This window comes from Massilia pseudoviolaceinigra (genome assembly GCF_030846505.1).
Classification (GTDB): Bacteria; Pseudomonadota; Gammaproteobacteria; order Burkholderiales; family Burkholderiaceae_D; genus Telluria_A; species Telluria_A violaceinigra.
Window position 1 is genome coordinate 14,520 of sequence record NZ_JAVCWL010000024.1, and the last position, 24,328, is coordinate 38,847.

The 24,328-nt window shown below is 63.1% G+C and carries 17 protein-coding genes and 1 pseudogene; 17 read left to right on the forward strand and 1 reads right to left on the reverse strand.

The window, feature by feature from the left end; genetic code table 11:
• Window positions 1–18: 18 nt before the first annotated feature.
• From RBA40_RS22155 to RBA40_RS22235, 17 genes and pseudogenes are all read left to right on the forward strand, one after another.
• Window positions 19–1,161, forward strand: a complete 1,143-nt coding sequence (locus RBA40_RS22155; protein ID WP_099877395.1) for a sugar ABC transporter permease — start codon at window positions 19–21, stop codon at window positions 1,159–1,161.
• 17 nt (window positions 1,162–1,178) lie between these two features.
• A complete protein-coding gene (locus tag RBA40_RS22160; RefSeq protein ID WP_306649999.1) occupies window positions 1,179–2,495 on the forward strand; it encodes a GDSL-type esterase/lipase family protein in 1,317 nt (438 codons plus the stop codon).
• A gap of 45 nt (window positions 2,496–2,540) precedes the next feature.
• Window positions 2,541–4,391 (forward strand): annotated as a pseudogene (locus tag RBA40_RS22165) (glycoside hydrolase family 95 protein); the annotation flags it as partial.
• Window positions 4,392–4,501: 110 nt separating this feature from the next.
• Window positions 4,502–4,837: a glycoside hydrolase family 95-like protein gene (locus tag RBA40_RS33590; protein ID WP_374710534.1), complete on the forward strand. Its 336-nt coding sequence runs from the start codon at window positions 4,502–4,504 to the stop codon at window positions 4,835–4,837.
• A gap of 383 nt (window positions 4,838–5,220) precedes the next feature.
• A complete protein-coding gene (locus RBA40_RS22175; protein WP_306650005.1) occupies window positions 5,221–8,256 on the forward strand; it encodes a TonB-dependent receptor in 3,036 nt (1,011 codons plus the stop codon).
• 11 nt (window positions 8,257–8,267) lie between these two features.
• A complete protein-coding gene (locus tag RBA40_RS22180) occupies window positions 8,268–9,905 on the forward strand; it encodes a GH35 family beta-galactosidase (protein WP_306650007.1) in 1,638 nt (545 codons plus the stop codon).
• A 20-nt stretch (window positions 9,906–9,925) separates the two neighbouring features.
• Window positions 9,926–12,802, forward strand: a complete 2,877-nt coding sequence (locus RBA40_RS22185) for a glycoside hydrolase family 31 protein (protein WP_306650009.1) — start codon at window positions 9,926–9,928, stop codon at window positions 12,800–12,802.
• A 260-nt stretch (window positions 12,803–13,062) separates the two neighbouring features.
• On the forward strand, window positions 13,063–14,985 hold the full coding sequence (gene nosZ / locus RBA40_RS22190; RefSeq protein ID WP_306650010.1) for a TAT-dependent nitrous-oxide reductase: 1,923 nt from the start codon (window positions 13,063–13,065) through the stop codon (window positions 14,983–14,985).
• A gap of 12 nt (window positions 14,986–14,997) precedes the next feature.
• Complete coding sequence (locus tag RBA40_RS22195) at window positions 14,998–17,190, forward strand: 4Fe-4S binding protein (RefSeq protein WP_306650012.1); 2,193 nt, start codon at window positions 14,998–15,000, stop codon at window positions 17,188–17,190.
• Window positions 17,191–17,216: 26 nt separating this feature from the next.
• Entirely contained in the window at window positions 17,217–18,449 is a 1,233-nt protein-coding gene (locus tag RBA40_RS22200; RefSeq protein ID WP_306650132.1) for a nitrous oxide reductase family maturation protein NosD, read from the forward strand.
• A complete protein-coding gene (locus RBA40_RS22205; protein WP_306650013.1) occupies window positions 18,439–19,350 on the forward strand; it encodes an ABC transporter ATP-binding protein in 912 nt (303 codons plus the stop codon). The genes RBA40_RS22200 and RBA40_RS22205 overlap by 11 nt, the downstream gene beginning before the upstream one ends.
• Complete coding sequence (locus RBA40_RS22210) at window positions 19,334–20,170, forward strand: ABC transporter permease (protein WP_306650014.1); 837 nt, start codon at window positions 19,334–19,336, stop codon at window positions 20,168–20,170. The genes RBA40_RS22205 and RBA40_RS22210 overlap by 17 nt, the downstream gene beginning before the upstream one ends.
• Complete coding sequence (locus RBA40_RS22215; RefSeq protein ID WP_306650016.1) at window positions 20,155–20,664, forward strand: nitrous oxide reductase accessory protein NosL; 510 nt, start codon at window positions 20,155–20,157, stop codon at window positions 20,662–20,664. The genes RBA40_RS22210 and RBA40_RS22215 overlap by 16 nt, the downstream gene beginning before the upstream one ends.
• 33 nt (window positions 20,665–20,697) lie before the next feature.
• Entirely contained in the window at window positions 20,698–21,129 is a 432-nt protein-coding gene (locus RBA40_RS22220) for a c-type cytochrome (RefSeq protein WP_306650018.1), read from the forward strand.
• A gap of 43 nt (window positions 21,130–21,172) precedes the next feature.
• Window positions 21,173–22,240, forward strand: coding sequence for an FAD:protein FMN transferase (locus RBA40_RS22225; RefSeq protein WP_306650020.1), 1,068 nt, complete (start codon window positions 21,173–21,175; stop codon window positions 22,238–22,240).
• 90 nt (window positions 22,241–22,330) lie between these two features.
• A complete protein-coding gene (locus RBA40_RS22230; protein WP_306650021.1) occupies window positions 22,331–22,753 on the forward strand; it encodes a hypothetical protein in 423 nt (140 codons plus the stop codon).
• Between the two features lie 177 nt (window positions 22,754–22,930).
• Window positions 22,931–23,371 (forward strand): hypothetical protein, encoded by a 441-nt coding sequence (locus RBA40_RS22235; RefSeq protein ID WP_306650023.1) that lies wholly within the window; start codon window positions 22,931–22,933, stop codon window positions 23,369–23,371.
• Between the two features lie 124 nt (window positions 23,372–23,495).
• Here the strand turns inward: RBA40_RS22235 and RBA40_RS22240 are convergent, their stop codons facing one another.
• Window positions 23,496–24,137, reverse strand: coding sequence for a CerR family C-terminal domain-containing protein (locus RBA40_RS22240; RefSeq protein ID WP_306650134.1), 642 nt, complete (start codon window positions 24,135–24,137; stop codon window positions 23,496–23,498).
• Window positions 24,138–24,328 lie beyond the last annotated feature (191 nt).

Here is a 24,328-nt window from a genome sequence, read left to right on the forward strand (position 1 = left end):
ACCTTCGCGATAGAACACATGAACCCGATCAAATTCAAACAAATCTTCACGCAGTACAAAATCCTGGCCCTGCTGGCCGCGATAGCCCTCATCTGGCTGTTCTTCAGCTGGAAAACCGATGGCGGCTTCACCTCGGCGCGCAACCTGTCGAACCTGATGCGCCAGATGGCCATTACCGGCATCCTGGCCTGCGGCATGGTGTTCGTCATCATCGCCGGCGAGATCGACCTGTCGGTCGGCTCCCTGCTCGGGCTTTTGGGCGGCGTGGCGGCGGTGCTCGACGTGAGCCATCACCTGCCGCTGCCGCTGATCGTGCTGCTGGTGCTGGCGTGCGGGCTGGTGCTGGGCATCTTCAACGGCTACCTGGTGGCGTATGCGGGCATACCCTCCTTCATTGTGGGACTGGGCGGGATGCTGGCCTATCGCGGCATCGTGCTCGGCGTGACCGACGGGACGACGGTGGCGCCGGTGTCGCCCGAGATGGTGTATCTGGGGCAGGGCTACCTGTCGCCCGACCTGAGCATCGGTCTTGGCGTGCTGCTGTTCGTGCTTGCCGCGGTGCTGACCTGGCGCCAGCGCGCCAGCCTGGCGCACCACGGCTTGCCGGTGCCGACCGCCCTGCGCGATGGCGTGCGCCTGCTGGCGATTGGCGCGGTGCTCTATTCGGTGGTACGTACCCTGCACAGCTACGAAGGCATTCCGCTGCCGGTGCTGCTGCTCCTGGTCCTGCTCGCGGTATTCAGCTACGTGGCCACGCAAACCGTGTTCGGCCGCCGCATCTACGCGGTCGGCAGCAATATGGAAGCGACCCGCCTGTCCGGCGTGAACGTGCGCGCCGTCAAACTGTGGATCTTCGGCCTGATGGGATTGATGTGCGCGCTGGCGGGGCTGATCAACACCGCGCGCCTGGCGGCCGGTTCGCCGTCGGCCGGTACCTCGGGCGAACTCGATGTGATCGCGGCCTGCTTCATCGGCGGCACCTCGATGCGCGGCGGCTCGGGCACGGTGTACGGCGCCCTGATCGGCGCGCTGGTCATGGCCAGCCTGGATAACGGCATGTCGATGCTGGACGTCGACAGCTATTGGCAGATGATCGTCAAGGGCGCCATTCTCACCCTGGCGGTGTGGGTCGACGTGGTCACGCGCTCCGCGCGCCGCTGATCAAGCACAGGGACGCGATGATGAAACGTATAGCCAAGCCCCTGCGCCTGTCGCTCGTGTTGCCGGCGCTGCTGGCCGTCGGCGCCTGCGCCACGGCCGCGAAGAAGAGCGCTGAACTGACGATTTACTCGGCCGGCCCGCGCGCCGGATCGCACGTGTTCGTCGCCGATTTCGAAGCGATGCAGCGGGTTGATGGCGCTTCCGTCCTCGTCCCTAAACCGGCCGTACCCAAGGTCGCGCAAAGCCGGGTCGGGGTCGATGTCGGCGACAATGCGATGACGCTGCACTTCAAGGATGCCTGGTATGCCAACTTGCGCGTGGAAAGCGATGCGCCGCTCGACCTGCATGCGTATGTTCCCGAGGGCGTGGTGGCTTTTGAGCTGAATGTCGAGGAACTGGCGCAGGGCGGGGTGTCCTTCAAGGTCAGTTGTGGAAAGGAGTGCGAACGCCAGGTGCCTTATCTGGTGCCGGCGCGCGCCATGGCGGGCAAGGGTTGGCAGCCATTGGTGTTTTCGATGCGCTGCTTTGCGCGCGACGGCGACGACTTCCGCGCCGTGACCGTGCCGTTCGCGCTGGAAGGCAGCGGCAGCGGCAGGGTGGGAATCGCGCATATCCGCTTCCTCAAAACCGGTACGCCGAATGCGGTGTGCCCGGATTACAAGACGCAGTCGGTCACGCCCGAGATGCTCAATCAATCCTGGTCGGTCAACAACTGGCTGCCGCGCCACGAGGCAAAAAAAGCGGAAGTCGAGCGCCGCAATGCCGCCGGCGAAAAAACTGGCATTGTCTTCATCGGCGACTCGATCACCGAGGGCTGGGAGAAAACCGGCGCGCCGATCTGGCAGCGCTACTACGCCAGATACAATGCATTGGGACTGGGCTTTGGCGGCGACCATACCGAGAACGTCTTGTGGCGCCTGCAGCACGGCGCGCTCGAAGGACTCGACCCGAAAGTCGTGGTGCTGATGGCCGGTACCAACAACACCGGCGACCGGCGCGAAAATCCGGTGACTACGGCCGCTGGAATCCGTCGCAATATCGAGGAGGTGCGACAGCGCCTGCCGAACGCCAGAATCCTGCTGCTGGCGATCTTCCCGCGCGATGCCAAGCCGGACAGCCAGCTGCGCCGCATCAACGATGAGGTCAACAAGATCCTGGCGGGCTTCGACGACGGCAAGCGGATCTTTTTCCTGAACATCAACCAGACCTTCCTCAACGCCGACGGTACCTTGTCGCGCGAGGTCATGCCCGATTTGCTGCACCTGAACGAACAAAGCTACGAAGCGTGGGCAAAGGCGATGGCTCCGGCCCTGCAGCGCCTGATGGGGGAGTAATCCATGAAAACGTCACTGTGCCGCGCGCTGCTGTTCGCGGCCGTCATGCATGACGCCAGTGCCAGCGACCGCACCTTGCGTTACGCCCGCCCGGCACCGGACACGCCGGAGGGCTGGGAACGCGAGGCGCTCCCCATCGGAAATGGCCGCATCGGCGCGATGATTTTCGGGCAGGTGGCGCGCGAGCGCATCCAGTTCAACGACATCACCTTGTGGAGCGGCGACGACAAGACGCTGGGCGCCTACCAGCCGTTCGGCGACGTGTTCATCAACCTGCCGGGGCACGCCGCCGGGGTCAGCCAGTACGCGCGCAAGCTCGATCTGGACAACAGCCTGCACAGCGTCACGTACAGGCACGCCGGGGTGGCGTTCAAGCGCGAGATGTTCGCCAGCCATCCGGCGCAGGCGATCGTGGCGCGCCTGAGCGCCGACCAGCCGGGCAAGTACAGCGGCTCGATCGAGCTGACCGACATGCACGACGCGCGCATCAGCGTGGCCGGCAACCGCATTTACGCTACAGGTTCGCTGGCCGGCTTCGTGCTGCCCGCCACGCCGCCATCGGCACCAACGACGAACGTGATGGATTACGCCAGCCAGGTGCAGGTGATCAACGAGGGCGGCACCCTGTCGGTGGAAGGCAACCGGATCGTCTTCACCAACTGCGATGCGCTGGTACTGGTGCTTGGCGCGGGCACGAGCTACGTCAATGACGCCGCCAAGCGATTTCAGGGCGCGCACCCCTTGCCGCGCGTGTCGAGCCAGGTCAGTGCCGCGGCGGCACGCCCGTGGGCGCTGCTGCTCGCCGCGCACCAGCACGATTTCAAGCGCCTCTACGAGCGCGTGAGCGTCGACTTCGGCCAGGCATCGGCCACGCGGCGCGCACTGCCCACCGACCAGCGCATCGAGGCCTACACCGCCGAAGGCAAGGACCCGGGCCTTGAAGCGCAGTTCTTCCAGTTCGGCCGCTACCTGCTCATTTCGAGTTCGCGCGATTCGCTGCCGGCCAACCTGCAGGGATTGTGGAACAACAGTCTCACGCCGCCGTGGAATTCGGACTACCACACCAACATCAACATCCAGATGAATTACTGGCCCGCCGAACCGGCCAACCTGGCCGAATCGGCTATGCCGTTCTTCGACTTTGTCACCGGCGTGGCGCCCGTGTACCGGCAGCTGATTCTCGACACCGCCGCCGGCGCGCTGGCACAGCCGCCCAAGGCGGGCGAGGAAAGCTTCCTCGGCGCCGCGAACAAGCCGGCACGTGGCTGGGCGCTGCGCACGGAATCGAATCCTTTCGGGGCGACGACCTACATCTGGAACAAGACCGGCAACGCCTGGTATGCGCAGCACTTCTGGGAACACTACGCCTTCACCCAGGACCGTGCGTTCCTGCGCACGGTGGCCTACCCGATGATGAAGGAAGTGTGCGCGTTCTGGCAGGACCATCTGAAGCGCCTGCCCGATGGGCGGCTGGTGGCGCCGAACGGCTGGTCGCCCGAGCACGGGCCGATCGAAGATGGCGTGAGCTACGACCAGCAGATCATCTGGGACCTGTTCAACAACACCGTGGAAGCGGCGGATGTCCTCGGCACCGACAGGGCCTTCCGCGACCAGATCGCGGCCATGCGCGACCAACTGGCTGGCCCGCGCATCGGCAGCTGGGGCCAGCTGCTCGAATGGATGGAAGAGAAAAAGGACCCGGTGCTCGACACCCCGGGCGACACGCACCGTCACGTATCGCACCTGTTCGGCCTGTTCCCGGGGCGGCAGATTTCGCCGACCAAAACCCCGGCGCTGGCCGCCGCCGCGCGCAAGTCGCTCGAAGGGCGCGGCGACGCCGGAACCGGCTGGTCGATGGCGTGGAAGACCGCCTTCTGGGCACGCCTGCTCGATGGCGACCACGCTTACAAAATGCTGCGCGGGCAACTGGCCAAGCCGGGGGCGCGCGCCGCCCAGCAGGCCGGCCCCGGTACTGAAACCAACATGCAGGCGGCACCTACGCCAACATGTTCGACGCCCATCCGCCATTCCAGATCGACGGCAACCTGGGCGCCACCGCGGCCATCTGCGAAATGCTGCTGCAGTCGCACACGGGCGAGCTGCATCTGCTGCCGGCGCTGCCATCGTCGTGGCCCGACGGTGCGGTGAAAGGCTTGCGTGCCCGTGGCGGCTTCGAGGTCGATATCGCCTGGGCCGACGGCAAGCTGACCGGCGCGACCATCCGCTCGGTGGCGGGGCAGGGCGGCGCGACGGTTCGCTATGGCGATAAGGTGGTTGCGCTCAACCTGAAACCCGGCGCTTCCGCGCGTCTGGGCAGCATGCTCGCGGTCCAGAAACAGTAAGCAGGTATGCCGGCTTTGACGTATTTGCGCCGCGATGGCGACAGGTGCGCATGGCCGTCCGCCGAACGGACCTTGTTTCCTTAATATCGTTCCGTATCTTGGTCATTTTCGCAATTGCAGTGGGTGCGCGTAGCTCGGAAAATACAATCATAAATTAGCGCGGCTGCGGGCCACCCCGGCACCAGTAGACGCATATAAAAACCAATACGAGACGCTACCGATGATGATCAACCGCAGGCCCGCGCGGCCTTCTCTCCCTCCGCCCCCGCTCATTCCGGCAATCGAGTCGTGGGGGCTTGCCTTTATCGATGAACGACATCTTGCAGCACCGTCAGCACAAACATAAATGCAGCCGAAATTCGATCGGAAACAGAGGAGAGAAATTGAAAAACCATAAGAAAACAGCGATTGCAGTGGCCGTCGCCCAGATCGCACTGATGTCGAGCAACGTGGTGATGGCCCAGGCCGCACCGTCCAGGGAATCCGCTACCAGCGATGCCGCCGTGGTGGTGGTCAGCGGCCAGCGCGCGGCATTGAACTCGGCGCAGAAAGTCAAACAGAATTCCGACGAAATCGTCGATTCGATTGTCGCCGACGATATCGGCAAGCTGCCCGACCGCTCCGTGACGGAAGTACTGCAGCGCGTGGTGGGTGTGACGATCGACCGCACCATGAGCAAGGCCGATCCGGAACACTTTTCGGTGGAAGGCTCGGGCGTGTCGATCCGCGGCTTGAACTACGTGCGCTCGGAACTGAACGGCCGCGATTCGTTTTCGGCCAATGGCGGCCGCTCGCTCAATTTCGAGGACGTGCCACCCGAACTGATGGCAGGTGTCGACATTTACAAAAATCCGTCCGCCGAGCAGACCGAGGGCGCCATCGGCGGCCTGGTGAATCTGCGCACCGCCAAGCCGTTCGATTACAAGGACATGAAGGTGGCGCTGTCGGGGCAGACGACGTACTCCGAGCTGAAAAAGGGCAGAAGTTCGCCGTCGGCCTCGATGCTGTTCTCGAACCGCTGGAAGACCGGCATCGGCGAAGTCGGCGCGCTGTTCGACCTGGCCTATTCAGAAAGCGCGACCCGCACCGATGCCTTGCAGGTCGATCCGTACTTTCCGCGCGCCGATGTCGTCCCTGGCAAAACCGTCTGGATTCCCAAGGGCGCTTCCTGGCGCACGCTCAATTTCGAGCGCCAGCGCGAAGGCGCATACGGCGCCCTGCAATGGCGCCCGAACCGTGACCTGAACACATCGCTGACGTACTTCAAGTCGCGTTACAAAATGGACTGGGACGAGCAGGCCATCTTTGCCGCCTCCAACCCCTACAATATCCTGGTCAGCCCCGGCGCCACCTACGATGGCAAGGGCGCTTTCGTGAGCGGCACCCTGACCGACCCGGCCGACAAGGGGATCAACTACGGGGGCGACACGCGCATTGCGAACCGCAAGTCCGATACCACGGACGTGTCGTGGAACCTGGTATGGCGCCCGAGCAGCAGCTGGACCTTCAAGTCGGACCTGCAAAGCATCCGCGCCAAGACCGCCAATCTCGATTCGACGGTGGCCACCGGCGTGCAGATGCCCAAGCAGCAGCTGGACCTGGGCGGCGGCAGGCCGGACCTGATTTTCGACAGCGACGACCTGGCCTACCTGGCCAATCCGAATAACTATTACTGGGCCTTCACCCAGGAGCACGCGGACCGCAGCAAGGCCAAGGGAACCGCGTGGAAGGGCGATGCCCAGTACGATGTCGATCACAAGGTGCTGCGCGATATCCGCTTCGGCGTACGCCTGACCAAGCGTGACGCGGTCACCGAGAAAACCAACCCGGACTATAACTGGGTCGCCGTTTCGCAGCCGTGGCAACTGGGTTGGAATATCGGAAAACTGGCGTCGATGAGCGATCCGCGCTTTGCCGGCAATACGCGCGTGCACAACTTTAACAATTTCTTCGGCGGCAAAGTGTCGGTGCCATCGCTGGTGGTGCCCAATACCTCGCTGGCCACGGGTTACCCCGACAGCTACGCGGGGCTACACAAATACCACGACATCCTGTGTAACGAAAACGCCGCGGCCAAAGGCGTCACGCCCGAGTGCGCGCCATGGAAAGCCGCATCCTACGGCACCGAGCCGGCCGGCTCGAACGAGCAGACCGAAAAGACCGGCGCCTTCTACACGCAGGCGCGCTTTGGTTTCGACGACCTGCCGATGCCGATCGATGGCAATATCGGCCTGCGCTACGTGAAGACCGACATGAAGGCGAGCGGCTACACGGTGTTCAGCTACACCCGCCCGACCATTCCGGAAGGCTACCAGACCATCGGTCCCGCCATCCCGAACATTCCGGCGTTCGTGCGCCCGCAGGATTACAGCAACTCGTACAGCAATGTGCTGCCAAGCCTGAACCTGCGCATGAAGGCCAGCGATAAACTGCAATTCCGCTTTGCTGTCGCCTCGGCCCTGTCGCGCCCGGATTTTTCGCAATTGCAGGGCTATACGACGCTGTCGCAGAAAGTGAACACCACCTCCAACGACGCTGCCGCCATCGTGCGCGTGAACAGCGTGGCCTTGACTGGTGAAGGCTCCGGCAATCCGGCGCTCAAGCCGGTCACGTCGCGCCAGGTCGACCTGACGGCCGAATGGTATTTCGCACCGGCCGGCTCGCTGACCGTTGCGGTGTTTAACAAGCAGCTCAAGGACATCATCGTCGACCAGAGCTACAATTTCCAGCTGCCTGACGTGAATGGCGTGATGAACGACTTCACGGTGACCGCACCGATCAACGGCGCCAAGGGCAGGGCGCGCGGTTTCGAGGTCGCATACCAGCAGTACTTCGACAATCTGCCGCAATGGCTGTCGGGCCTGGGCGTGCAGGCCAACTTCACCTTCGTCGACGGCAAGAAGACCATGTATTCGTCGGTGTTCCAGGAATACTGCACCGGTGGCGCCGGCAATAACGCGGCCAACCTGAACCTGAACATGAACGGCTGCGACACCAACGGCCGCGCCTTCGGCAATCTGCCGCTGTACAACCAGTCGCGCCGTTCGTACAACCTGGCGCTGATGTACGACAAAGGCCCCTTGTCGTCACGCCTGGCGTACAACTGGCGTTCGCGCAGCCTGCAGGGAGTCAATGTGAACGGCACCCGCGGCGACGATGGTACCGACACCAATCCGGCCAGTCCGACGGCCGGCGCTCACAATGTGAGCTACGGTTTGCCTACCTGGGCGGCGGCTTACGGCCAGCTCGATGCATCGATTTTCTACAAGATCACCGAGCGCCTGTCGTTCGGCCTGGAAGCGCAGAACATCAACGATGCGAAGTTCAAACAGGAGATGGACCAGGAAATCGGCACCAAGGGGCGCGCCTGGTTCGTCACGGGCCCACGCTACACGGCGCAGATGCGCTACAGCTTCTGATGGCGCGCCACGTGAACCGCTTGCTCGTCGCGGCGCTTGCCGTGGCGGCCACCAGCGCGGCGGCGGCCCCACCGCTGCCGCAGCTGGTGCAAAAGGATGGGCGCCACGCGCTCATGGTCGATGGCGCGCCGTTCGTGATGCTGGGCGCCCAGGCCCATAATTCGAGCAATTATCCGGCCGCGCTGAAAAAGGTGTGGCCGGCGATCATGGACATGCACGCCAATACGCTTGAAATTCCCGTGGCGTGGGAACAGATCGAGCCGGTCGAAGGCAAGTTCGATTTCAGCTATGTCGATACGCTGGTGGCCGAGGCGCGCAAGAACAAGGTGCGTCTCGTGCTGCTGTGGTTCGCCACCTGGAAGAACACCAATCCGCAATACAGCCCGGAATGGGTCAAGTTCGACAACCAGCGCTTCCCGCGCATGGTCGACAAGGACGGCAAGGTCAATTACTGCATGTCGCCGTTCGGCGAAGAGACGCTCAAGGCCGATAAAAAAGCCTTTGTCGCGCTGATGGCCCACATCAAGAAGATCGATGAGGCGCATCGCACGGTCATCATGATGCAGGTGCAGAACGAAGTCGGCACGTATAGCCTGGTGCGCGATTATGGAGCGAAGGCGCAGGCGGCGTTTGCGCAGGCGGTTCCGCAGTCGGTGCTGGAGCGCCAGAAGTCGCCGGTGAAGCTGGCGGCCAAGGGCACGTGGTCCGAGGTGTATGGCGACTACGCCGAGCAGTATTTCCATACCTATGCCATCGCCAGCTATATCGGCGATATCGCCAAGGCCGGGCGTGCCGTCTACAACCTGCCGATGTACGTCAATAACGCCCTGCGCGACCCGTTGGAACCGATGGCGCCGTGGAAGGGCAATTTCGCCAGCGGCGGGCCGACCTATGATGTCATCGACATCTACAAGGCGGCCGCACCGGCGATCGATTTCGCCGCGCCGGATATCTACATGCCGCAGTCGGCCAAGTTCACGGGAACGCTGGAGCGCTTCCAGCGGCCCGACAATCCGCTGATGGTACCGGAACTCGGTAACGCGGCCACCTACGCGCGCTACACCTACCAGGTGCTCGGGCGAGGCGCGCTGGGGTTTGCGCCGTTCGGCATCGATTACGCCGACTACAGCAATTTCCCGCTCGGCTCCAAGCTGACCGACAAGACGATGGTCGAACCGTTCGGGTCGATCTTTGCCGTGTTCCGGCCGATGGAGCGGCAGTGGGCCAAATGGGCGTTCGAGGGCCGCACCTACGGCGTGGCCGAAAGCGACGAGCGCACCGAGCAAACGATCGCCATGAAAAACTGGAAAGCCACGGTGTCGTTTCGCCAGTGGCGCTTCGGCGAAAAGGAATGGAATCCCGAAATCAAGGATGAACCGGCAAATACCGAGAAGCCGAGCGGCGGCGTGTCGATTGCCCAGATCGGCGACAACGAATTCATCGTCGTCGGCCAGCAGGTGCGCCTGCGCCTGGTCGGCGCCGGCAGTAACGAGGGCAAGCCGACCATGCTGGCACGGGTGGAGGAGGGCAGTTTCGACCCCTCCGGTAAATGGATCATGGAGCGCAACTGGAATGGCGATCAGGTCGATTACGGCATTAACCTGCCGGCCAAACCGGTGGTCCTGAAAATCAGAATCGGTACGTATTAAAAACTATTGGAGAAAACAGAATGCGTCTTAAATCACTGGTGGGAACCGCTTCCTGCCTGGCGTTGATGGCCTCAGGCCACGCCCTCGCGGGCACTTTCGAGAAAACCGGCAGCGGCGTGGTCGTCAAGCCCGACCAGGGCGCGGCGAAGGAAGTGCGCCTTGAGGTAATGAGCGAGAACATCATCCACGTCGTCAAGTCCGACCAGCCGGGCAAGGAGCTCACGCCTTCGATGATGACGGTGGCCAAACCTTGCGCGTGCCAGTTCACGGTCAGCGATGCCGACAAGGACGTGGTGACGCTTAACGCCGGCAAGATCTCGGCCAGGGTATCGCTGAAAACCGGTCTGGTGAAGTTCTATAACGCCAGGGGCGAAGTATTCCTCACCCAGTCGTCCGAGAGTCTCACGCCGGTGAAGGTCGACGGCAAGCCGTTTTTGGCGATCAAGCAGGGCTTCAATCCCGGCCTGAAAGATGCGTACTACGGCCTGGGCCAGCACCAGAACGCCCAGATGAACATGAACGGCGAAGACGTTCTGCTGGCGCAGCACAATATGGATGTGGCGGTGCCGTTCGTTATCTCCGACAAAAACTATGGCGTCCTGTGGGATAACAATTCGATCTCGCGCTTCGGCGACCCGACACCCTACGGTCCGATGAAGCGCGACCTGAAACTGGTCGACGCCAGCGGCAAGGCCGGCGGCCTGACCGCGCGCTACTACGTGGGCGACAAGCTGGTGCTGACCCGCCACGAAACCGACATCGACTACAAATACCTCAAGGATGTAGCCGAGAACTGGCCGAAGGAACTCGGCCCGCTGAAAGACCTGAAGGACGTCAAGGTGGTGTGGGACGCCACCCTCAGTTCGGCCAGGGCCGGCGTGCACAAGATGCAGCTGTATTCGTCCGATTACGCGACGTTGACGCTCGACGGCAAGCAGGTGCTCGACGTCTGGCGCCAGGGCTGGAACCCGTGGTACCACAATTTCGAGGTGAAGTTTGTGGCCAACAAGCCGGTCAAGCTGCACCTGGAATGGAAGCCGACCGGCGGCATGATCGCGATCACGCACAACGATCCGCTGCCGCCGGCGGAGCGCCATTCGCTGACGTTTTCGTCCGAGATCGCCCAGGCCATCAATTATTACGTCATCAATGCCGACAACATGGACAGCGTGATCGCCGGCTACCGCCACCTGACCGGACAGGCGCCGATGATGCCCAAGTGGGCCTACGGCTTCTGGCAGTCGCGCCAGCGCTACGAAACACAGGACCAGATCCTCGGCGCGGTGCGCGAATACCGCAAGCGCGGCTGGCCGTTGGATAACATCGTGCAGGACTGGTTGTACTGGCCGGAAAACGGCTGGGGCTCGCACGATTTCGACAAGTCCCGCTTCCCCGACCCGAAAGGCATGGTCGATGAAATCCACAAGAACAATGTGCGCGTGATGCTGTCGATCTGGGGCAAGTTCTACGCCGATACGGATAACTACAAGGAATTTGCGTCCAAGGGCCACATGTGGACCAGGAACGTCGAAAACGGCGACCTTGACTGGGTCGGGCCGGGCTATAAAAACGCCCACTACGATCCGTACACGCAGGAAGCGCGCGATATCTATTATCGCCAGGTCAAGACCAAGCTCGGTGGCCTCGGGTTCGATTCGTGGTGGATGGATAACAGCGAGCCGGACGTGCTGTCGAATACCCGCCCCGAGGACTTCAAGAAGCTGATCGGGCCGACCGTGTACGGCGCTGGCGAAATCACCTACAACACCTACAGCATGCCGCACACGCAGGCGCTGATCGAGGGCCTCAAGCGCGACCAGCCCGACACGCGCCAGCTAATCCTGTCGCGCTCCGGTTTCGCCGGCATCCAGCGCAACGCGGTGGCGGTGTGGAGTGGCGATACGGTGGGGCGCTGGAATAACCTGTACGACCAGATTTCGGCCGGCGTGAACTTCTCGATGTCGGGCATTCCCAACTGGACCCACGATATCGGCGGCTACGCCCAGGAAGTGCGCTTCCAGGGCGACGACGTGGGCTCGGCCCAGGAAAACCGCACCACCAGCACCGTCCCGGTCAAGCCGGAAGACCTGAAGGAGTGGCAGGAACTGAATCTGCGCTGGTTCCAGTTCGGCGCCTTTACGCCGCTGTTCCGCTCACACGGCGAAGTGGTCAAACGCGAGATCTACAACATCGCGCCGGACAAGTCGGAGACGCAGGACTCGATGGTGTGGTACCTGAAACTGCGCTATCGCCTGATGCCGTACATTTACGCCTCGGCTTCGGATATCTATTACCACTCGGGCACCGTGATGCGCGGGCTGGTGATGGATTTCCCCAAGGATGACCAGGTCAAGGATATCAAGGACCAGTACCTGTTCGGACGCGATCTGATGGTGGCGCCGGTGCATGTGTACGGGGCGCGCGAGCGCACGGTGTATATGCCGAAAGGGGCTGCATGGTACGACTTCTACACGGGCGCGCTGCACCAGGGGGGCAAGACGGTAACCATGCAGGCCCCGGTCGCGCGCATGCCGCTGCTGGTCAAGGCTGGCGCGATCCTGCCGATGGGACCCGTGACGCAGTATGTCGATGAAAAACCGGACGCGCCGATCACGCTCAATATCTACACCGGCGCCGACGGCAAATTCAGCCTGTACGAGGATGACGGCGTCACCAATGCCTACACCCGGGGTGAATTTACCCGCATTCCGCTCAGTTATGACGACAAGACCAAAACAGTGACCATCGGCGAGCGCACCGGCCAGTACAAGGGCATGGTCGCCAAGCGCCAGTTCAAGGTGCGCTTCATTAAGGCCGGCGTATCGAGTTCGGATAACTTCGATCAGGCCGACAAGGAAGTCAGTTATGAGGGCAAGGCGCTGACAATCAACATGTAAGCCATCGTTCCCGCAAAAGCCCGCCGGAGAGGTTCCCGGCGGGCTTTTTTTCGTCCCTACGCCTGCCCGGTAATGAGCGCCATACGCATTCCGGCGTACCGTGCCTACACCTTTTTCCTTCCCCGCACAACCGTCATGCGCATAGGCAATGCCGGGTCCGGTCCTTACACTTATCCAGTCGGCATACGTTTCCCCAAGGTCGACGCGAATCAGCGATATGGGGGAGCGTTCCCCCTTGCCCAGAACCGGAGAGTGAAATCATGAAGAAGAACAGTCCAGCAACGCCCAGTCCCGCCATTGCCGGCAGCCGCCGCAATTTTCTCGGCAAGAGCGCCCTGGCCGGCCTGGCCACCGCAGGCGCCACCATCGGACTGACGGGATGCAAGGAAGAGGCCGCGCCAGGCAAGGCGGCCGCACCCGCCAAGGCCGCCGACACCGGCGAGCACATCAAACCCGGCCAGCTCGATGCCTATTACGCTTTTATTAGCGCCGGCCACGGCGGCGAAGTGCGCGTGCTCGGCCTGCCGTCGGGCCGTACCCTCAAGCGCATCCCCGTGTTCAATACCGATTGCATGGTCGGCTGGGGCATCACCAACGAATCGAAGGCGATCATGGGCACCAAGCCCGATGGCAGCCTGCAGTACACCACGGGCGACACCCACCACGTGCACGGCAGCTACAAGGACGGCACGTACGACAGCCGCTGGCTGTTCGTCAACGACAAGATCAACGCGCGCCTGGCCCGCATCCGCATGGATACGATGGAGTGCGACAAGATCACCAGCCTGCCGAACGTGATGGGCTTCCACGGTATTTTCCCGGACAAGCGCGACCCGGTCGACGCCGCCATCAACTACACCACGCGCGTGTTCTGCGGCACCGAATTCCACATGCCGCTGCCGAACGACGGGCGCGACCTGGACGATCCGAGCAAGTGGGGCTGCCTGTTTACCTGCGTCGACGCGGCCAGCATGGAAGTGCGCTGGCAGTGCCGCATCGACGGCAACATGGAGCTGGTCGCGTCGTCCTACGACGGCAAGCTGGCCGCCGCCACCCAGTACAACACCGAGGGTGGCGCCGACCTGGCCGGCATGATGTCGGCCGAGCGCGATGCCTGCGTGTTCTTCAACGTGGCCCGTATCGAAGCGGCCATCAAGGATGGCAAGTCGACCACCATCGGTGGCTCCAAGGTGCCGGTGGTCGACGGTCGCAAGGCCGCCAACGCCGACCCTGCCACCGCGCTGACCTGCTACGTGCCGGTCGGTAAGAACCCGCACGGCGTCAACGCCAGCCCGGACGGAAAATATTTCGTTTGCGCCGGCAAGCTGTCGCCAACCGCGACCGTGATCGAACTGACCAAGGTCCTCGGCTGGTTCGGCGGCGAAGTCAAGCAGCCGCGCGATTGCGTGGTGGCCGAGCCGGAACTGGGCCTGGGACCGCTGCACACCGCGTTCGACGGCAAGGGCAATGCCTTCACCTCGCTGTTCCTCGACAGCCAGGTCGTGAAATGGAACGTGGATGCGTCGATTGCCCAGTTCAAGGGCGACAAGGCGGCCAAGGTCGTGCTCGACCGCATCGACGTGCATTACCAGCCCGGCCACGGCTACGCATCGATGGGCGAGACCAAGGAAGCGGACGGCAAGTATTTCAACTCGGGTAACAAGTTCTCGAAAGACCGTTTCCTGCCGGTCGGCCCGCTGCACTGCGAAACCGAACAGCTGATCGACATCAGCGGCGCCAAGATGAGCCTGATGGCCGACCATACCGCCTATCCGGAACCGCACGACGGCATCATCGTGCGCCGCGACGTGGTCAAGACGCGCCAGATCCATACCATGGCCGACTTCCCTAACGCGGTCACGCCGGAAACCGCGGGCATCGAGCGCAAAGGCAACAAGGTGCAGGTGCGCATGATGTCGCAGGCGCCATCGTTCAGCATGCCGGTTATCAAAGTCAAGGTGGGCGACGAGGTCACGCTGACGCTGACCAACTACGACAAAGTGGAAGATTTGACGCACGGCTGCGCCATTCCTACGCATAACATCAACTTTATCGTCAACCCGCAGGAAACCAAATCGGTGACGTTCAAGGCCGACCGTGCCGGTGCCTACTGGATCTATTGCACCCACTTCTGCCACGCGCTGCACCTCGAAATGCGCAGCCGCCTGCTGGTCGAAGCGTAAGCCTGGTCACCGATGCGCGCCGTGAACGTCCTCCTGCGCCTGTTCGCCCTGCTGCTATTGCTGGCGGCGGGCCCGGCGCGCGCATCGGTCTATTCGGCCGAGCTGTCCCGGCAACTGCTGCATGGCCCCGACCTGTGCACCGAGGCGCCTTGCCGCGATGTCATGCCTCAGGCGAACAAGTTTTCCCTGCGTAAGGGCCGGCCGAGTTATGTCGAGGCCATCGCCGTGGGGCCGGACAAGGCCGAGCGCGTGGTCGGCTATGTGTTCCTGTCGACCGACGTGGTCGACATTCCCGCGTATTCGGGCAAGCCCATCATCACCCTGATCGGCATGGATACGCGCGGCATCATTACCGGGGTGCGCGTGCTGAAGCACTCCGAACCTATTCTGCTGGCGGGGATCGACGAATCGACCCTGCTCAAATTTATCCATCAGTACATCGGCAAATCCGGCGACGCCAAGCTGGAAATCGGCCATGGCGACGAGGCCAGCGGCACTGTCGGGCTGGACGCCATCAGCGGCGCCACCGTCACCGTGATTGCCGAGAACCAGGTCATTTCGCGCAGCGCCTATGACATCGGGCGCCAGGTCGGCATCTTCAAGACCGAGGTGCGTCCTGCGCCGCGCTACACTGCCCTCAACGAGCGCCTGAGCTGGCAGCAACTGCTGGATGAAGGCAGCGTGGCGCGCTTCCAGCTGCAGCGCAAGGATGTGGGCCTGGCGGGCGGCGCCACCTACATCGACATGTATTTTGGCCACCTGAACGTGCCCACGGTGGGCATCAGCGTGCTGGGCGAGCCGGTGTACCGGCGCCTGATGGCCGACCTCGAGCCGGACGAGCAAGCCATTTTCATCATTGCCAACGGCGAAGCCTCGTTCAAGGGTTCGGGGTTTGTGCGCGGCGGCATCTACGACCGCGTCCAGGTGCGCCAGGACCCGCAAAGCTTCACCTTCCGCGATACCGATTACCTGAACCTGTACGGCCTGCATGCGCCCGGCGCGCCGGCGTTTACCGAGTCGGCCGTGTTCATCGTGCGCTCGGCCAACTTCAATCCCGCCTGGCCATGGCAGCTCACTTTCCTCGCCAACAAGGCCGATGCGCAGAGCGGCGCCAAGACCTTTGTCCACTTCAACGCACCTTACTGGCTGCCGGCGCGCTACCTCGAGGGCGGGCGCCCGCACATCGTCCAGCCCGAGGCGAGCTGGCGCGCCATCTGGAAGGGCAAGATTGTCCAGATCGGACTATTCCTGCTGGTGCTGGCCTTTACGGCCGTCATGTATTCGCAGCGCGACCGGCTGGTGCGCGCATCCAAACGCAAGCACAAGCCGTGGATCGAGCGCCCGCGCCATGTGCTGTGGCTGGTCAGCGTGGTGTTCCTCGGTTTTTACCTCAAGGCCCAGCCCAGCATCACCCAGGTGCTGACCTGGTTCCATTCGCTGCTGCACCAGTGGAAGTGGGAACTGTTCCTGTCCGATCCGTTCATTTTCCTGTTCTGGTGGTTCATCATCGTCAGCGTGCTGGTGTGGGGCAGGGGCGTCTTTTGCGGCTGGCTGTGTCCGTTCGGATCGCTGCAGCAGCTGGCGCTCAGCATCGGCAAGGCGGTCCGGCTGGGACGCTTCCAGAAACTGCTGCCCAAGCCGCTGCACGACAAGCTCAGGTGGCTCAAGTACCTCATTTTCGCCGTTCTGCTGGGAGTGTCGTTCTATTCCATGGAAACGGCGGAGCAGCTGGCCGAGGTCGAACCATTCAAGACCACCTTCATCGTCGGCGTTTGGAACTGTACGTGGCCGTTCTGGGTGTTTATCGGCGCCATCCTGGGCTGGTCGTTCCTGAGCGAGCGGCCCTATTGCAAGTACCTGTGCCCGCTCGGCGCCGGACTGGCGATTCCGGGCAAGTTCCGCCTGTTCGGACTCAAGCGCAAGGCCGAGTGCCAGACCTGCCATGCCTGCGCGGCCGGGTGCGGCTCGCATGCGATCGACAGCGCCGGCCGCATCGACCAGATGGAGTGCATGCTGTGCCTCGACTGCATGATTCTTTACTACGATGACCATGCCTGTCCGCCGCTGGTCAAGGAACGCAAGCTGCGCGAAAAGCATGGCCAGGCGCTCACGCCCATCAATGCCGGCGGCTACTTCATCGCCCTCGATTCGGTGCGCGGCGTGCTCAAGGCCAAGGCGACTTCGTCAGCCGGGGAAAAGCCGTGACTGTCCGCGCCGCCAGCCTTGCCTTGATGCTGGCCCTGTACGCCGGCGCAGCGAGCGCCGCCGTGCTGCACGTGCGCGCGGGAGAATCGATCGGTGCCGCCGTGCGCGCCGCAAGCGCGGGCGACACGGTGCTGGTCGCGCGCGGCCATTACAACGAACGGCTGCTGATCGACAAGCCGCTCACCCTGCGCGGCCAGGAACGTCCGACCATCAGCGGCCAGAACAGCGGCGACGTGATCCGGGTAACAAGCAGCGATGTGACCATCGACGGCCTCATCATCAGCGACAGCGGCGCCGACCTCGACCGCCAGAATGCGGGTGTGTACGTGGTATCCGGGGCCCACCGTTTCGTGCTGCGCAACTGCGTGGTCAGCTACGCCCTGTTCGGCGTATTCCTGGATAAATCGGACCATTCCACCCTGACCGGCAACACCATCACCGGCAAGCGCGATCTGCAGTCGGCCGCGCGCGGCAACGGCATCCAGGTCTTCAACAGCGCCCACGTGGAAGTCATCGACAACAACATCAGCTATGCGCGCGATGGCATCTACGTGGACCTCTCGCGCCACGCTCTGTTTCGCGGCAACAAAATCCACCATCTGCGCTACGGCACGCACTACATGAACACCAATCACAGCACGTGGGAAAACAACGAGTCCTACCAGAACCGCGGCGGGCTGGCGCTGATGGAAGTGCGCAACCTGGTGGTGCGCAACAACGTGGCCTGGGGTAACGAGGATCACGGCATCATGCTGCGCACCATCCAGGATTCCGTGATCGAAAACAATGTGGTGGCGGCCAATGGGCGCGGTTTCTTCATCTACGACGCCGAGTACAACGTGCTGCGCAATAACGTGGTCATCAACAACCGCACCGGCGTGCACCTGTCGGCCGGTTCCTCGAACAATGAGGTGGACGGCAACGACTTCATCGGCAATGAGGAAGCGGTCAAGTTCGTCGCTTCGCGCGATGTCGCATGGGGCCGCACGCGCGGCAACTACTGGAGCGGCTACAACGGCTGGGACCAGGGCGGCGACGGCGCCGGCGACGTGGCCTACGAAGCGAGCGACCTGGTCGACCGCCTCAACTGGCAATACCCGCTGGTCAAGCTGCTGCTGACCAGCCCGTCGGTGAGCACCTTGCGTTTCGTGGCGCGCCAGTTCCCGGTGCTGCGTTCACCCAGCGTGGTCGACCGGCATCCGCGCATGCGGCCCAACAATCCTCACTGGCAGCGCTGGAATGACAAACATGTCCATTGAACTTGACGCGGTGAGCAAATCCTTCGGCGCGGTCGAGGCGATCCGCAATGTGTCCCTCAACATCGGGCAGGGCGAGATGTTCGGCCTGATCGGGCATAACGGCGCCGGCAAGAGCACCCTGTTCAAGCTGATGCTCGGCCTGCTGCCGGCCAGCGCCGGGGCTGTGCGCGTCGCCGGCGTGGCCACTTCCAGCGCGCGGTTCCGCCAGGTGCGGCGCCGCATCGGCTATCTGCCGGAGAGTTTTGTGAGCTACGACAACCTCTCCGGCCTGGAAGTGCTGCATCTGTTCGCCGACCTCAAGCAGGTGGCGCGCGCCGAATGCGCCCGCGTGCTGCGCCGGGTCGGCCTGGCCGATGCCTCCGGGCGGCGCCTGCATACCTACTCGAAAGGGATGCGCCAGCGGCTCGGTTTTGCTCAAGTGCTGCTGGGCGACCCGACGCTGATCTTTCTCGACGAACCGACCAACGGGCTCGATCCGGAAGGCATTGCCGATTTCTACAGCATCCTGCGCGAAGCGCAGGGGCGCGGCGCCACCATCGTGATTACGTCGCACATCCTGGCCGACATCCAGGACCGGGTCGACCGCCTCGTCATCCTCGACGCGGGACGGGTCGCCGCGCTCGGCACCCTGGCCGAGTTGCGCTCGCGCCAGGTGCTGCCGTCGCATATCGAGGTGCTGCTGCGGCCCGGCTGCGGGGGCGGGGTGGAAGCGGCGCTGGCGCACTTGCCGGGCCTAACGCTCAGGCTCGATGGCGACCGGGCCGGCATCGCCTGCGCGGCCGCGCAAAAGGCGCCGGTGCTGGCCGCGCTGGCGCCGATGCTGCTCGACGTGACGATCCGCGAACCCTCGCTGGAAGACCTGTTCCTTGGCTATGGAGGCCATCATGCAAGCGCGCATTGAGTGGGGCCAGGTGCGCGTGATCGCCGCCAAGGAATTTCGCGACCGCATCCGCAACCGCTGGGTGGTGGCGGTGGCTCTCATTTTCGCCCTGTTCGCGCTGGCGATTGCCTATTTTGGCGCGTCGCAGCAGGGCGAGGTCGGCTTTCGCAGCATCGATGTGACGGTGGCCAGCCTGGTCAGCCTGGTGATCTACCTGGTGCCGCTGATCGCGCTCATTCTCGGCTACGACGCCATCGTCGGCGAGCGCGAACGCGGCTCGCTCGAACTGATGCTGTCGATGCCGATCACTCGCTTCGAGATTTTGCTGGGCAAGTATTGCGGCCTGGCCGCCGCCCTGGCCAGCTCCACCGTGCTCGGTTTCGGGGCCGGCCTGCTGCCGCTGGCGGCCGAGCTGACGGTGCGCGACGGTTACCACTACGCCGGCTTTGTCGGCAGCGCCATCCTGATGGGCATGGCTTTCCTGAGCATCTCGATGCTGGTATCGGTGCTCGCGCTCGACCGCGTGCGCGCCAGCGGGGTGGCAATCGGCCTGTGGTTCTTTTTCGTGCTGATTTTCGACCTGCTCCTGATGGGAGCACTGGTACTGAGCCAGGGCCGCCTGGGCAGCGACACTTTCGCGGCACTGCTCATGCTCAACCCCGCCGATGTGTTCCGGCTGCTCAACATCTTCAGCTCGGAGCAGGCGCAAAGCATGTATGGCCTCGCTACCGTGATGCCCGGCGGCCTGACCGATCCGGTAGTGCTGCTGGCCATCATGGCCGCGTGGGTCGTCATTCCCTTCTTACTTGCCAACTGGAGTTTCAAATGTCCTTCAAGATAAACCGCCTGCTGGCGGCGCTCGCCGCCGCCGGCTTGCTGGCCGCCTGCAGCGAGCAAGCCTTGAGCGTCGCCGCCCAGGAGCCGGGCAGTGACACCGCCTGCGCGCTCGACGGCATGGTGCTGCTCGATTTCCCCGGCCCCAAGGCGCAGATCCACTACGCCGAAGGCAAGGCCGACTATTACTGCGACCTCATGGAACTGTTCACGGTGATGCTCGCGCCCGAGCACAAGCGGCGCATCGCCGGCGTGTTCGTGCAGGACATGGGCAAGGCGGCCTGGGACAAGCCGAGCGGGCACTGGATCGCCGCCAAGGATGCGCTATATGTGGTCGGCAGCAAAAAGCAGGGTTCCATGGGGCCGGCCTTCGGCTCCTTCTCGGATGCCGCCCAGGCGGCCGCGTTTGCCAAAGCCGAGGGCGGCAAGGTGCTGCCCTACAGCCAGATCACGGTGGCGATGCTCGACACGGGCCACGCCGCCGGCGACATGCGCCATTGATTGTCCGTTTTTTTTAACGACTGGAAGTACATCATGAAAACCACTACCTTGCTATCCCTGTTGATCGTTGCGGCCCTGGCGGCCTGCGGCGACAAGGCGCCCCCTTCCGATGCCGCTGGGTCCGGCCCGACTACGAACGCGCCAGCGCCGGCAGCGGTGCCGGCTCCTGTTGCGGCCGCTGTAGCCGCCGCGTCCGCTCCTGCCGCGGCCAGTCCGGCGGACCTGGCCGCCGGCGAAAAGATCTATGCGGCTTCCTGCGTTTCCTGCCACGGCGCCGCGGTCATGGGTGCGCCGAAACTGGGCGACAAGCCGTCCTGGACGCCGCGCATCGCCAAGGGCATCGACGTCCTGTATGCCAACGCCACGAATGGCTTGAACCTGATGCCGCCGCGCGGCGGCAATGCGGCCCTCAAGGATGAGGAAATCAAGTCGGTGGTCGACTTCATGGTCAGCAAGGGACGCTGACGCGAACAGGGCGGTGCTGCCGCCCTGTCCAGGGGAGAACACCATGCGCGCATTTCAAGCAACACTGATCGCGGCGGCGCTGTGCCTGCTGGCGCTGGCGGGCTGCCAGCGCGCAGACACGGTCCATCGCACCCGCGGGCACGTGTTCGGCACCGCGGTCGAGATCAGCATCCACGGCGGCTCGCCCGAACGCGCCGATGCGCTCAGCGGCGCCGTGCTGAACGAATTCGACCGGCTGCACCACAAATACCACTCCTGGCAGCCGAGCATGCTCACCTCGCTCAACGAAGCCATCGCGCGCGGCGAACCGTTCACCGCCGATGCAGAGATGGCCGCGCTGCTGCAATCGGCGACGGTGGTGGCCGACCGATCCGGCAACCTGTTCAACCCGGCCATCGGGCGCCTGATCCGGCTGTGGGGTTTCCAGAGCAGCGACATCGCGCCCCAGGCGCCGCCGGCGCAGGAGATCCGGCGCTGGCTCGACGCGCGCCCGCGCATGTCGGACCTGCGCTACCAGGGCAACACGATTTCGAGCACCAACAAGGCGGTGATGATCGACCTGGGCGGCTACGCCAAAGGCTACGCGCTGGACCGCGCGGCGCAGATCTTGCGCCAGGGCGGGGCCAAGGCGGCGCTGGTGAACGTGGGCGGCAATGTGATCGCCATCGGCCAGCCGGGGGAGCGCCCGTGGCGGGTGGGCATCCAGGACCCGCGCGCGGCCGGCGCCGTGGCGCACGTGACCCTGCGCGACAACGAGGCAATGGGCACCAGCGGCGATTACCAGCGCTATTTTCTCAAGGATGGCAGGCGCCACCCGCACATCATCGACCCGCGCAGCGGTTATCCGATCGACCTGGTGGCGTCGGTCACGATCGTCACGTCGGGGGGGCGGGATGCCGGGTTGCGGTCGGACGGCAACTCGAAACCCTTGTTCATCACCGGCCCGGCCGGTTGGGAAGCGATGGCCGCGCGGATGGGCCTGGACGAGGTGATGCTGATCGATGCGCAGGGCAAGGTGCACACGACGGCGGCAATGCGCTCGCGGCTGGCCGCATCGCAGGGGGGCAAAGGCCGCGCGCCTGAGATAGTTTCCGTGCGGGAATCAAAATGAAAGGAAGGTTACTTCCCGCTACAATAGCGATTCGACAACATGCGGCTGGGTCCAGCCCTGTTGGCCCCACTATGATCACCGGAGAATAACTTGCGTAAACACTTAATCAAAATTTCAATGCTGTGCGCCGCGGTACTGATGGCAGGTTGCGAAACCACCGGGACGAAGCAGGCCGACCCGAATGCCGTCGAAGCACCGTCGCCAAAAAATCCGGACTTCGCCGGCGAAATGTCCAAGTTCAATGCCCAGTTTCCGAACGCGAAAGCCACCCAATACGAGAACGAATCGATCGCCTTCAATAACGAGCGCAAGCTCGACCAGAAAGGCAATTGCCACGGCAAGTCGAAATATCCGATCACGATCGTGCTGATCCTCGATGCGGAAGGCAAAGTCACCAAAACCATGACCGATGTCGAGAACGCCAAGGCAAGCTGCTTCCGCAACGCGTATGCCGGCGTACAGTTCCCGCGTCCCCCAACGGCACCGTACCGCAAGGCCATTCTGCTGAACTAAGCGAACTTCTCCCGCCGCGCGGCACCGCCTTTGCTGGTTTCACGCAAGGGCGGTAGCATGGCGCTTGGCCGAGCGGAGAATGATCGATGAATATCGGGCAATGCATGTCTGAACGTCGTAAAGCGGCGTCACCCAATTCTTCCGGGCGATCCGGAACGTTGCGTCGGAGGGCATCGTATGCCTAGCGATATCCAGGTCTATCTTGAAGAGCGTTGGGACGGGCGCTGGCAACTGGTTCTGCCAATGATCAAGACCATCGGTTTTGATGATGAGAACCCGCGTCAAGACTGGCTCAACGACACGACGTATCTCACCGGGTTTTATCCCCAAGACGTCTACAGCGAATACAACCCGCCGTTGTGGGAGCTGTTCGGGGTGGCTGGCCGTTTTCCGTCCGGGCTGCGCGGCTTGCCGGCCGTTTGTTGTACCGAAATCAAGAATCATTTCATCTCGTTTGGCACGGAAGCATTTGACGAGCATTGCTTGCCTTGTACCGAATTCCGGGACGCGGTAGCGGCCTTGCCCCACGACGACAAAGAAGCACGTCGCTTGCTCGAACAAATTGCCGGCCTGGGCAAACTGGAAGAGATGCGTTTGATTTTATGGTTTTCGCAGTAAGGCGACCTGCGCCTCACCGCTTTTATCGTCGTTTCCTTGCCATGACAATTGGCTGTGTCGGCCAATGCGGCCTCGTTCAATCGGACGGAGGTGGGCCGCAGTGGGCGCCGGCGGGCCGCCGGCATCAACGTGTTCCTTGATCCCCATCGGCCACGCCCAGTGCGCGCAGCGAAAACGCGGTCACATGGCGCGCGATCTCGCGGATGCCGGCTTCGTCGTAGACGATGTCCGGTGCCATCATTTCATTGACCGGCTTAGAGTGGCTGTAATACAGCATCTGGCCCAGGATGCTGAACAGATTGTTGCGGATCTCGACCTCGCTCGTGCCCGGCGGGGCGATGTCGCGCACCAGTTCCTGCATCACTTCCTGAAGCGGCTCAATCAGCGTGTCGACGATATGGCGCAGGGCGGCGGTTGGCTCCACCAGTTCCCAGCTGATCAGCCGCGAGATCAGTGAATGCGGACCGCTGGTCATCATGTCGACCAGCAGGCGTTCGATCAGATGCGCCAGGCGCAGCGTGGCCGGTACCGACGCGTCGCGCGCCGGCACGGTCAGTTCGTCCATCTCGGCGCTGCCGCCCTCGCGGTCGATGATCGCCAGGTACAGCCCGTCCTTGCTCCCAAAATAATAGTTGACCATCGCCAGGTTGGCACCGGCGCGCTCGCAGATCTTGCGCACCGATGTCGCCTTGAAACCGTTCTCGGCGAAGCACTCCGTGGCCGCGGTAATGATGCGGTTGCGGACATCGTTGTCGTCAGCTTTCATCTTCAAGACACTCCTGGTTTTCGCGAATTAAACGTGTGTTTAATTTCTGGTTTTTGAATTGTACATATCAGCCCCTGCCTTGTCCATGCGTTTCCATTGTCCGGCGGCGGCAATGCGGGCAATGCCACATTATCAACTCACAATTTCTCGTTGACAACTAAACAGCCGTTTGATACAGTTGTATTAAACGC